The organism is Amphritea atlantica (assembly GCF_024347255.1).
Taxonomy (GTDB): Bacteria; Pseudomonadota; Gammaproteobacteria; order Pseudomonadales; family Balneatricaceae; genus Amphritea; species Amphritea atlantica.
Genome location: NZ_AP025284.1, coordinates 168442 through 180341, shown reverse-complemented (window position 1 = coordinate 180341; position 11900 = coordinate 168442). Strand labels below are relative to the sequence as shown.

Below are 11900 nucleotides of genomic sequence, written 5' to 3'. Positions count from 1 at the left end.
CGCTGCACCGGCCTTCAGGTTACTTCAGATCGATATGGGGGTCCCGCAGCTGCGGGTCGAGGTCGGCAGGCGTATCGCTGTGGTGATAGTACTGGTAGCGGTTAAAGCGATACTCCATAAAGCGGAACAGCGCAATAATCAGCGCACTGATCGCCAGATAGACCACCCCGGCAGCGAGAAACATCTCCAGCGGAGTATAGGTGCGGGCGATAATCGTGCGTGCCATGCCGGTCAGATCAAGCAGGGTGATGGTGCTGGCCAGGGCACTGCCCTTGAGCATCAGAATCACCTCATTGCCATAGGCTGGCAGCGCGATACCAAAGGCCCTGGGCAGGATGATCCGTCGGATCTGGATCGTTTTACTCATCCCCATCGCTTCTGCGGCTTCTATCTCGCCGGTAGGGATCGCCTGAATAGCGCTGCGAAACAGCTCGGCACTGTAGGCAGCCGTGTTCAGGCTGAAGGCGATAATGGCACACCAGTAGGGTTGCCTGAGCATCGGCCAGAAAACCGACTCACGCACCGCTTCAAACTGCGAGGCACCGTAATACACCAGAAAGATCTGCACCAGCAGTGGTGTACCACGGAAAAAATAGATATAGGCAAACGGCAGCGCCTTAACCCAGGGACGCGTTGATGCCCGCATTAATGACAGCGGTATCGCCAAAGCAATACCGATCAGGCCGGAGATCAGCACCAGCTCCATCGTCAGCCAGGCACCCTCCAGCAAGCGGGGAAAATATTTCCAGATAACATCCCATTCCCAGGTCATCCGCGGTTCCCCCTGGCTGCCGGATTAGCAAGCCGCTCCATAAACATGGTAAATCCGGTGGTGGCGGCCGTCAGTAACAGATAGATAAACGCGGCGACCATAAAGAAGGTAAACGGTTCCTTGGTGGAGCTGATAGCTACCTGAGACTGGCGCATGATATCGTTCAGACCCACCACTGACACCAGCGCGGTATCCTTGAGCAGCACCTGAAACAGATTGCCCAGTCCGGGGATCGCCAGACGCCAGACCTGCGGCAGGATAATCCGGAAAAAGGTCCGAGGGGTACTCATGCCACAGGCTAAACCCGATTCCCACTGGCCTTTGGGAATCTCCATCATCGCCATCCGGAACACCTCGGTGGCATAGGCACCAAAGGCGATCGACAGCGCTGCAACCCCGGCCACAAATGGCCCTATCTCGATATATTCGGTATAACCAAAGCCACCCGCGATCCACATCAACAGCTGGGAGCCACCAAAATAGATCGTTAATACCAGCAATAGCTCCGGCAGTCCCCGCACCAGCGTGGTATAACCGGTGGCCAGCCAACGGGCAATACGGTTTTTAGACAGCTTAGCCGCCGCCCCCGTCAAACCCAGCACCAGCCCTACCAGTAAGCTGGACAGCGCCAGCTGGATGGTGATCCAGGTACCGGAGAGCAGCAGATGGCCAAAGCCTTGCAAGTCCATGAAGTTCGCCTAAAAAACGGGCCGGTCAGCGCCGGCCCCGGTTACAGAAACAGTTGCCTGACAGGCCATTAATAGATCGAAAACGGGAAGTACTTCTCGTTGATCTTGGCGTAGGTACCGTCGGCAACAATCGCCTTAATCGCGGCGCTGAACTTGTCTTTCAGTGGGTCACCCTTGCGCACGGCGATACCGATCTCATCATTGATATCGATATCATCCCCGTTGAAGGCAAAACCTTTACCATCATCGGAACGCAACCAGTCATAGGCGGGGAACTTATCTGACAGCAGGGCATCCAGACGTCCGGTGGACAGGTCCAGATAGGCGTTGTCCTGGGTGTCATAGAGCTTCACATTAACCACATCACCGAGATTATCTTCCAGATACTGGCCGGCAATGGTGGCCCGCTGAGCCCCTACCGTTTTACCTTTAAGGCCCTCTTTAGTGACCTCGAGATCACTCCCCTGCGGAGTCACAAACGCCAGAACATTGGAGTAGTACTTCTCAGAAAAATCGACCACCCGCATACGTTCCTCGGTAATCGACATCGATGCAATAATCGCATCATATTTACGTGCCCGCAGACCCGGAATAATGCCGTCCCAGTCCTGCGCAACAATCTCGCAGTCAGCCTGCATCTGTGCACAGAGCGCTTTGGCAATGTCGACATCAAAGCCGATCAGCTCACCATTGGAATCCACCATATTAAACGGTGAGTATGCCCCCTCTGTGGCGATACGGATCTTATCACCGGCAGTTGCCAGCTGAGCGGTCAGCAGGCTGGCGGCAATCAGAGCGGCTGTGGCAAACGCTTTAGGTATATTCATTATCTATTTCCCTTCACTCATTGCATTAATTCAGCAAAAACTTACGTTGTTTACACCAGTCTTCGAGCAAAAGCTTAGCTGTGACTGGCTATAAATTCCTGTACCCGCTTTGATTTCGGGTGGTTAAACACCTGATCCGGCGGGCCCATCTCTTCGATCTGTCCCTGGTGCAGAAAGATCACCTGACTGGATACATCTTTGGCAAAACGCATCTCATGGGTCACGATCAGCATGGTACGCCCCTCTTCTGCCAGCTCTTTCATCACCGCTAACACCTCGTTTACCAGCTCCGGGTCCAGCGCAGAAGTTGGCTCATCGAACAGCAGAACCTGTGGGTCCATCGCCAGCGTCCGGGCAATCGCCACCCGCTGCTTCTGACCGCCGGAGAGATTGTCCGGGTAGGCATTACGCTTATCCGCCAGACCAACCTTCTCAAGCAACTGCTCTGCCCGGGTGATCGCCTCGGCCTTAGGTTGTTTCAGCACCTGAACCGGCGCTTCGATGATATTTTCCAGAATGGTTTTATGGGGCCAGAGATTAAAGTTCTGAAACACAAATCCGATGCGCGAACGCAGTCGTTCCAGCTGTTTGCGGTTTGCAGCAACCAGGTTGCCATCTTTTGCGGGTTTCAGTGCGAGGCTTTCATCGCCCACGGTAATCTCACCCTGACTGGGGTTTTCCAGCAGATTAATACAGCGAAGCAGGGTACTTTTTCCCGAGCCACTGGAGCCCAGTATTGAGATAACATCACCATCATAAGCGGTCAGGGAGACCCCCTTCAGCACCGCAAGGTCGCCGTAGGATTTATGGATATCTTTCAGCACCAGGGCTGTTGGGGCATTCGCCATGATCAGGCTTCCGTCTGGTTCTTATTGTTCCGTGGGTAACGGTTAATAACGTGAAGGATAGCACTCAACGGGTCAATGGATTGACTGGAGTGTCAGCAGGATCCACTGCCGCTATCACGCATGTTTCCTATCAGAAACTTAATTGAATCAGTCAATTGTCCACAAAAAAGACACGGAAGCAAACAAAAATAGAACGAGAAACAACAGAGCCCCGTTACCGGAGGCTCTGCAGGTAAGCAAAGATGAGAGACTGAGAGGTAAAAAAACAGTAAAGAAATAGCGCCGCTGAAGAGTGCCTGTCAGCTGCCAAACTGACCCAGCAGGGTTTCCTGAGCGCTGACCAGTTCTTCCCCCTCCTCGGGCTTATTGAGCGTATAGCTACCATCGGAGTGCAACATCCAGCTGCGGCTGTTGTCCGCCAGATAGAGATCCAGGTCCGACTTAACCCGCTCCGCCAGTTTTCCGGTCAGCGGAAAGCCAGTTTCAACCCGGTTAAGCATATTGCGCTCCATCCAGTCGGCACTGGAGCAGAGCACATCAGGCTTACCTTTATTGCCAAAGTAGTAAACCCGGGTATGTTCCAGGAAGCGACCGATGATAGAGCGTACGGAGATATTCTCGGAGATCCCCTCAATTCCGGGACGCAGCCGGCACATACCGCGCACAATCAGCTCAATCTTCACCCCTTTCTGCGAGGCCTGATAAAGCGCCCGGATCAACTGGGGTTCGGTGAGGCCATTGATTTTGACGATGATATGCCCATGCTTACCATGTTTGGCTTCCCGCTCAATCATCTCAATCATGCGTGAGTGCAGGGTGAACGGCGCATTGTGCAGCTTTTTCAGCCGCAGAATCTTGCCCATACCGGTAAGCTGCTGGAAGATCTTGTGCACATCCTCGCCAACATCCGCATCACTGGTCATATAGCTGTAATCGGTATAAAGACGCGCCGTCCCGGAGTGGTAGTTGCCGGTGCCCAGATGCGCGTACCGTACCAGCTTGCCCTCTTCGCGACGCACCACCAGCATCATCTTGGCGTGGGTTTTGAAGTCCACCACACCATAGACCACCAGTGCCCCGGCTTCCTGCAGACGGCTGGCCAGCTGCAGGTTGGACTCTTCATCGAAACGGGCCCGCAGTTCGATAACCACCGTCACCTCTTTACCACTGCGGGCGGCATCGACCAGTGCATCGACAATATCGGAGTTCACACCGGTGCGATAAAGTGTCTGCTTAATTGCCAGCACCTTGGGATCTTTAGCCGCCTGACGCAGCAGATCAACCACCGGAGAGAATGACTCGAACGGATGATGCAGCAACTGATCTTTCTGCCGCAGCACATCAAAGATATTCTTCTGCTTATATCTGCCAGACATTCCAGGGGTAAAGGGCTTCCAGCACAGATGCTTGCAATCAACCAGATCGCGTAGCGCCATCATCCGGGTCAGGTTAACCGGGCCATCAACCCGGTAGGTGTGCGCTTCATCCAGACTGAACTCCCGCAACAGAAAACGGATCAGGTTTTCAGGGGTCCGCTTATCCACCTCCAGACGCACGGCAGCACCATATTTACGGGAGTGTAGTTCGCCCCGTAACGTGCGGGCCAGATCCTCCACCTCCTCAGAATCAAAGGTGAGGTCGGCATTACGGGTAATACGGAACTGATAACAGCCCTCCACTTTCATCCCCGGGAACATCTCATCGGCAAACTCATGGATGATCGAGGAGAGGAAGATGAGGTTATCACCGCCATCACAGAGGTTATCCGGCAGACGGATCAGACGCGGCAGAGAGCGCGGCGCAGGGATAATCGCCAGGCCGCTCTCCCGGCCAAATGCATCCTTACCATCCAGCTCAACAATAAAGTTGAGGCTCTTGTTAACCAGACGGGGGAAAGGGTGAGACGGGTCGAGACCGATAGGGCTGACCACCGGCTGAACTTTCTCTTCAAAAAACACCCGGATCCACTCTTTCTGCTCATTGGTCCAGTCACGACGGCGCTGAAAGTGAATATTTTCATTTTCCAGCTGCGGAAAGATCGTCTCATTGAGTATCTTGTACTGTCGCTCCACCTGCGCATTACAGATCTCACCGATCCGGTTCATCACCACCTGTGGGTGCAACGCATCGGGGCCGACCGATTCCCGCCCATACTTTAACTGCGCCATCAGTTCGGCGACCCGAATCTCGAAGAACTCGTCCAGGTTACTGGAAAAGATCAGCAGGAACATCAGTCGTTCCATCAACGGATGGCTTTCGTCCAGCGCCTGCTCCAGCACCCGGATATTAAACTGCAGATGACTCAGTTCACGGTTGATATACAGTTCGGGGGCTTTCAGGTCCAGCGGCAGCTCTTCAACCGGCTCGGTCACCGCAATCGCTTCACGGCTCTCAACCAGGGCGATTGAGGCTTCACTGGAGAGATCTCGCTGCTCCGTCGCCTGTTCAGCAGCCCCCTCTATGACTTCCAATACGGCCTGATCAGTGGCTGCGTCATCTGCCTGCTTGTTTATCTGCTCTGTCATTCCTGCCCCCATCAACCACTATTAATACTTATCCCTGCAGCTGCCTGATATCACTCATTCAGTAACTGCGCTGCCCGCTTGGCAAAATAGGTCAGAATGCCATCACAGCCGGCCCGTTTAATACAGGTCAGCGATTCCATCATGACACTGCGTTCATCCAGCCAGCCGTTCTGGAATGCAGCCATGTGCATGGCATATTCACCACTCACCTGATAAACGAAGGTGGGCACTTTCAATTCATGCTTCACCCGACGGACAATATCCAGATAAGGCATACCCGGTTTGACCATCACCATATCGGCGCCCTCAGCCAGATCCAGCGCCACCTCGTGCAGCGCCTCATCACTGTTAGCAGGGTCCATCTGGTAGTTAAATTTATTCCCTTTACCCAGATTACCCGCCGAACCGACCGCATCCCGGAATGGCCCATAGTAAGCACTTGCATACTTGGCAGAATAGGCCATTATGCGAGTATTTACATAAGAGTTCATTTCCAGCTCTTCACGGATAGAGCCGATACGGCCGTCCATCATATCGCTGGGTGCCACAATATCTGCACCCGCCTGCGCATGGGACAACGCCTGACGTACCAGCGTATCCACCGTACGGTCATTTAAAACATAGCCACTGGCATCAATAATGCCATCCTGTCCATGAGTGGTGAACGGATCCAGCGCCACATCGGTGATCACACCCAGCTCGGGACAGGCATCTTTGAGTGCCTTAACGGCGCGTTGTGCCAGACCATCGGGATTATAAGCTTCTTCCGCCAGCTCGGTTTTTACATCCAGTGGCGTCACCGGAAACAGGGCGACGGCGGGCACACCCAGCGACACCAGCTCCCGGGCCTCTTTAACCAGCAGATCAATACTCATCCGCTCGACACCCGGCATTGAGGGCACCGCTTCGCGCTGGTTCTCTCCTTCAATAACAAACACCGGGTAGATCAGATCATCAGGCGTCAGCACGTTTTCACGCATCAGACGACGGGAAAAATCATCGGCCCGCATACGACGCATGCGGGTTTCAGGGAAAAAACGCTGACTATTTGTAAATGACACAGAAATCTTCCTCCAGAAGCGGCTATTTGACCGGAAAACAGTTACGTTATTATGACAGAAGCAACTTGGTGACGACTACAGATAAAGCACTATACTTGGCCACTGAGGTTTTTAATGCGGGCGACAAAGGTCAGTCGCTTTAAATACTCTTATCTGCAGTCATTGACACGTTTCTGTTGTCACAACCCTGTCACCATACTAAGGGAGTACCGATCATGAAAAAAGTTGCAGTCATTCTATCAGGATGCGGCGTTTACGATGGTTCCGAAATTTATGAGTCCGTATTGACACTGCTGGCACTGGAGCAGGGTGGTGCCCGCTATCAGTGTATGGCCCCCAACATTGATCAGATGCATGTCATCGATCACCGCAGCGGTGAGGTGATGGCGGGGCAGCAGCGTAATGTGCTCACCGAAGCGGCACGACTGGCGCGGGGAGAGATTATCGACCTGGCGGATGCCAACCCTGCTGACTACGACGCACTGATTATTCCCGGCGGTTTTGGCGCGGCAAAAAATCTCAGTAATTTCGCGGTAGCCGGGGCTACAGCCGTAGTCACCCCCGGGGTGATCAGCTTTACTCAGGCGATTCATGCAGCGGGTAAACCGGTTGGCCTGATCTGCATCGCGCCAACGATGACGCCTCTGCTATTTGGCAAGGGGGCGATCTGCACCATAGGCAATGACAAAGAGGTCGCGGCAGCAATTGAGGAGATGGGCGGTCAGCATCAGGAATGCGATTGCAGCCACATAATAGTTGATGACACCCGCAAGATTGTAACAACTCCGGCTTATATGTTAGCTGGCAGTATCAGTGAAGCGGCCAGCGGCATTAATAAACTTGTTGATAAGGTGCTGCAACTTTGCTGATCGCTGTTATTATTAGGCTCAATAATTAAAACAACATGATAGTGAGTAGTACTATGCCATCAGTGAAGTTTGCCTGTTATTTCAGTCCGCCTGAGGCGCAAAGGTTTAACTGATGGCCCGCTCACTACCACTGCGAATCAGCCTGATTATTACAGCGATCTCTGCAGCCCTGACGCTGATTATATTACTGGTCAGTTCTTTCCTGATCGGCGAACTCAATCTGAACCAACTCAATCATCTGCCACTTAATCGCCTGGCGATGCTGGCCGTTGCCTTTTTAGTGCTGCTACCGCCGGTGTTCATCCTGTCCCGCATACTGGCAGGCAGACTGCTGCGCCCCTTGCAGACACTGACAGAAAAAACCCGCAGCTACAGCACCGACGGTTCACCGGTCAGTTTTTTACTGGACTCTGATGATGAGTTTGCCGAACTCGGGCAAGCCCTGCAGGAGATGCAGGAGAATCTCAGCGACAGCCATGCCAAACTGGAGCTGATGGCGTTCCGTGACCCTCTGACCGGGCTGTCTAACCGTCGCGGACTGCATCAGGAACTGAGCAAGCTGATCCTGTGGGCACGCCAGCAGGAGAGTCGGATTGCACTACTATACATCGATCTGGACCACTTTAAGCAGATCAATGATTCCTCCAGCCATGCCTATGGCGACCAGATACTGAGGGAGATCGCCCAACGACTGCTGCAGGTGGTAAAACAACAAACCCGGCACAGCCAGTTACCCTTTCCGGAAGAACTCTTACTGTCACGTCCCGGCGGCGATCAGTTTATCATCATGCTTCCCGACATCGGGCAGGTAGAGCAGGCGGGTCAACTCAGCCACCACATTATCGAGGCGATACAGCAGCCCTTCCAGGTCAGCGACAGGTATTTTAAACTCTCCTGCAGTATCGGTATTACGCTCTATCCCGATGATGCCAACAGCGCCGAACGGATGTTAAAGCACGCCGACATTGCCATGTATGAGGCCAAACGCTCAGGACGCAACCGGTCCCGTTACTTTCTTCCCGCCATGCACCGTCAGGTAGAAGAGAGAGTCATGATCCAGCAGGGCATCAGCACTGCAATCGCTGAAAACCAGCTCTATATTGAGTATCAGCCGATCGTCCATATGAAGAAAAAACGGGTGGTCGGGGCGGAGGCACTACTGCGCTGGCATCACCCCAAACGGGGCCGCCTGGGACCGGAAACCTTTATCCCAATTATTGAAGAGTCGGATCAGATTGGCGCACTGACCGTCTGGATTATTGAAACGGTTGCCGCGGAACTCAGACAACTTCCCAGCCAGAAGGAGCCCTCCAAACTATCGATCAATATCTCCTCTGCCATTCTGAATAAACCGGAACTGGCACAACAGGTCAACGATGCCCTGCTCAGGGTAGACGCCCCCGACCACCGGATCTGCCTGGAGATCACTGAAACCAGCCTGATGAAAGATATCGATAACACCCTGCCGCTGCTGCTCCGGTGGAAAGACGCAGGCTACAGCATCTGGATCGATGACTTTGGTACCGGCTACTCCTCCCTCAGCTATCTCGCCCGGCTGCCCATCGATGGCGTTAAAATTGACCGTAGCTTCATCCGTGATTTTGACAACTCTAAACCGGTCATCGAGGCAATAATTGCCCTCGCAGACACCATGAATCTGCTCACCGTATCAGAAGGTGTCGAGCAGGCAGAGCAACAGCAGTCGCTGCTGCGCCTGGGATGTGACTTCGCGCAGGGGTATCTCTATTCAGAACCCTTATCGATCAGTCTGCTAACAGATAAACTGGAACAACAGCTACTCAGGGAGTCCCGTCAGACGCTTAAATTCAAGCCCCGCAGCAAAACCAAACTGCCTTTTTAGAAGCGCATCACAACGCTCGGAATGTGACGATTGCTACCCGTTTTGTGGATCGTTTGATGGCAGAATTGACCTGTATCACTTTAGTGACACTTACCTGAAAACAGACGTAGTTTCCTGCGTGACAAGCCTATATTGTGCAGTCTGATCTCTGATCAACCTCGGAAGTAGAAGGATGAAATACTTAACCGCTATGTATATCTCTCTCAGTGAATCGTTGGGTATCTATACACTAGACCAACTCTACGAGCTGTTCACTCATAAGCATCACAGCATGCCAATATCCCGACACCGGGCCACTATCATACAGAGCCGGGTATTTTTCTTCTGCGCGATTTTCGCAGTGCTGGTGCCAACCTGGTCGCTGATCGACCTGCTGTTCCTGCCAGGAAAGCTATGGGGCGAACTGCTGCTGATTCGCTTGCTCTCCAGCGCAGCGTTTATCCTGCTCGCCTGGCAGGCGCGCAAAGAGGCAAGCCTGCTTCGCGCGCGGTTACTGCTAGCCGGCATGCTATCGGTAACACCGCTGTTCTATCTGGTCTCCGATCACTGGCTGCAATCCTATGAACTGAGTGGCACAGAACAGGTCGTTGCCGAGCTCTATGCGCTGCTGCCCTTTGTGATGATTGCCGGTCTGACCCTGTTCCCATTAACCCTGCGAGAGCTGCTGGCTTATGCCACCCCGATGCTGACCGTCGTGGTAATAGCGGTGATTCCACAGGCCAAAGCTGATATTCCGCAGGCCGTTTCCACAATCTGGTTGTTCTCACTGATTCTGGGGGTTGCGATGTTTGCCTCCCTTAACCAGCTGCGCTACATGCTCTCCCAGGTTAACCGTGCCAGTTATGATGTGCTTACCGGACTGCTGACCCGCAGAGCCGGAATAGAGATGCTTGATCTGCAGTTTCGTCTGACAACCATGAGTGAAAGCCATCTGTCGATTCTCTATCTCGATCTGGATCACTTCAAAACAGTGAACGACGTCTACGGCCATGATGCGGGTGATGTGGTGCTGAAAACAGCCGCACAGCAACTCTGCGCAACGGTGCGTAAAGGAGACAGCGTCATCCGCTGGGGGGGTGAGGAGTTTATCGTTATTCTGCCGACCGCCACACCGGACGAAGCCAACGATGTCATTAACAGAATTATGGTAGCAGGACTGGGACTGCGCCCGGACAACACACCGGTCACTGCCAGCATCGGCGTGGCCGAAATTCAGGCCGATGCAGCGAAAGACTGGAAAGCGCTGATTGAGCTGGCGGACCATCGCATGTACACCGCCAAAACCGGTGGCCGGGCAAGGAGTATGGGTATCAATGACACGCAACTGTTGTGGCCAGAAAACAGTAGTACAGAGACTGCTCAGAGCACTGAGATACTCCACCAGCAGTCGGTCGTTAACATCGACTAATTAATCCACGGGAAAAGGAATCAGTTCCCTGACCACCTGGCTGCACAGATTCCGCAGCCAGAGACTACCCGGGTCCTGATCGACCGCTTTGGGCCACACCAGATAGTAATCGATGTCATTCGATTCGAAGGGTAGCGGCTTAATTGTCAGTCCAAAGCGCTCGGCATACTGAGAGGCCAGCAACCCGCTGGAGCTGAACAGCAGCTGGGTCCGCCCCACCGCTTCCAGCGCAGCCATAAAATAGGGGGTGCGCAGCGCAAACTTTTTTTCCTGTGCCAGCTTCCCCAGGGAATCATTCCCGAGTAACTTCGTCCCCCCTCCCAGGCTAACCAGTACATGGGAATATGACAGATACTCGGCAATGCTGACCCGTTCCTGCATCGCCAGCGGGTGATCCTGCGCCATAATCAACACATACTTTTCCCGTCCCAGCAACTGACGCTTAAAATGATGCGGCACCTGAATAAAATTACTGCACAAAATCACATCACACTGCTGCCCCGGAGCTTCCAGTAAACTGGATTCGGAAACAGTGGTGGTGTCCAGAGAGGCGTTAGGCGCTTGCTGATAAAAACGCTCAGCAATACTGGGGCCATACGCCTGGGCCTGATAATGGGTGGTTTGCAGACGGAAGGTACGCTCACTCAGGTGTGGCACGAACTGCGGTTCTGCTATCAGGCTGGACATCTGCTCCAGCATCTGTCGCACCGGCAGTTCCAGCGCCAGCGCTTTAGAGGTGGGAATCATGCCCCGGGCGGTACGCACAAACAGCGGATCATCAAACCCTTCACGCAGCCGGGTCAATACCCGGCTCATCGCCGACTGACTGATAAACAGACGGTCTGCCGCGCGGCCGACATTGCGCTCTTCTAGCAGATAGATCAGGCCAGTCAGACTCTTAATATCCAGTTGCTGAAACTGACCCGACAACTTAATACTGCTCATCTGATCCTCACTCTCTTGTCATCCCTATCAAGTATTACCCGATTTATGCATAAAGCTATGAACTATTATGCATTGGAAACAGGACAGAATAAACG

General features: G+C 53.4%; 10 protein-coding genes. 3 read left to right on the top strand and 7 right to left on the bottom strand.

Annotated elements, in window-relative coordinates; all coding sequences use genetic code 11:
* Window positions 1-19: 19 nt before the first annotated feature.
* The 6 genes from OCU43_RS00885 to hemB all read right to left on the bottom strand — a co-directional run bounded on the left by OCU43_RS00885 (window position 20) and on the right by hemB (window position 6722).
* The gene (locus OCU43_RS00885) at window positions 20-772 is read right to left on the bottom strand and encodes an ABC transporter permease (RefSeq protein WP_091354609.1); all 753 of its coding nucleotides are present in this window, start codon (window positions 770-772) and stop codon (window positions 20-22) included.
* A complete protein-coding gene (locus OCU43_RS00880; RefSeq protein ID WP_091354608.1) occupies window positions 769-1461 on the bottom strand; it encodes an ABC transporter permease in 693 nt (230 codons plus the stop codon). The genes OCU43_RS00885 and OCU43_RS00880 overlap by 4 nt, the downstream gene beginning before the upstream one ends.
* 68 nt (window positions 1462-1529) lie before the next feature.
* Window positions 1530-2288 carry an ABC transporter substrate-binding protein gene (locus OCU43_RS00875; protein WP_091354605.1) on the bottom strand — a complete coding sequence of 253 codons (759 nt, stop codon included), beginning with the start codon at window positions 2286-2288 and terminating at the stop codon, window positions 1530-1532.
* A gap of 74 nt (window positions 2289-2362) precedes the next feature.
* Entirely contained in the window at window positions 2363-3136 is a 774-nt protein-coding gene (locus OCU43_RS00870) for an ABC transporter ATP-binding protein (RefSeq protein WP_091354602.1), read from the bottom strand.
* 299 nt (window positions 3137-3435) lie between these two features.
* Entirely contained in the window at window positions 3436-5661 is a 2226-nt protein-coding gene (gene ppk1 / locus OCU43_RS00865; RefSeq protein WP_245756500.1) for a polyphosphate kinase 1, read from the bottom strand.
* Between the two features lie 50 nt (window positions 5662-5711).
* A complete protein-coding gene (gene hemB, locus OCU43_RS00860) occupies window positions 5712-6722 on the bottom strand; it encodes a porphobilinogen synthase (RefSeq protein WP_091354598.1) in 1011 nt (336 codons plus the stop codon).
* Window positions 6723-6937: 215 nt separating this feature from the next.
* Here hemB and elbB point away from each other — a divergent pair, with 215 nt between their 5' ends.
* The 3 genes from elbB to OCU43_RS00845 all read left to right on the top strand — a co-directional run bounded on the left by elbB (window position 6938) and on the right by OCU43_RS00845 (window position 10860).
* Window positions 6938-7591, top strand: a complete 654-nt coding sequence (elbB, locus tag OCU43_RS00855) for an isoprenoid biosynthesis glyoxalase ElbB (protein ID WP_217647393.1) — start codon at window positions 6938-6940, stop codon at window positions 7589-7591.
* 112 nt (window positions 7592-7703) lie between these two features.
* Window positions 7704-9452 (top strand): putative bifunctional diguanylate cyclase/phosphodiesterase, encoded by a 1749-nt coding sequence (locus OCU43_RS00850; protein WP_091354595.1) that lies wholly within the window; start codon window positions 7704-7706, stop codon window positions 9450-9452.
* A 172-nt stretch (window positions 9453-9624) separates the two neighbouring features.
* Window positions 9625-10860, top strand: coding sequence for a GGDEF domain-containing protein (locus OCU43_RS00845; RefSeq protein ID WP_091354592.1), 1236 nt, complete (start codon window positions 9625-9627; stop codon window positions 10858-10860).
* Here OCU43_RS00845 and OCU43_RS00840 read toward each other — a convergent pair whose 3' ends face one another.
* Window positions 10861-11805: a LysR family transcriptional regulator gene (locus OCU43_RS00840; RefSeq protein WP_091354589.1), complete on the bottom strand. Its 945-nt coding sequence runs from the start codon at window positions 11803-11805 to the stop codon at window positions 10861-10863.
* Between the last annotated feature and the right edge of the window lie 95 nt (window positions 11806-11900).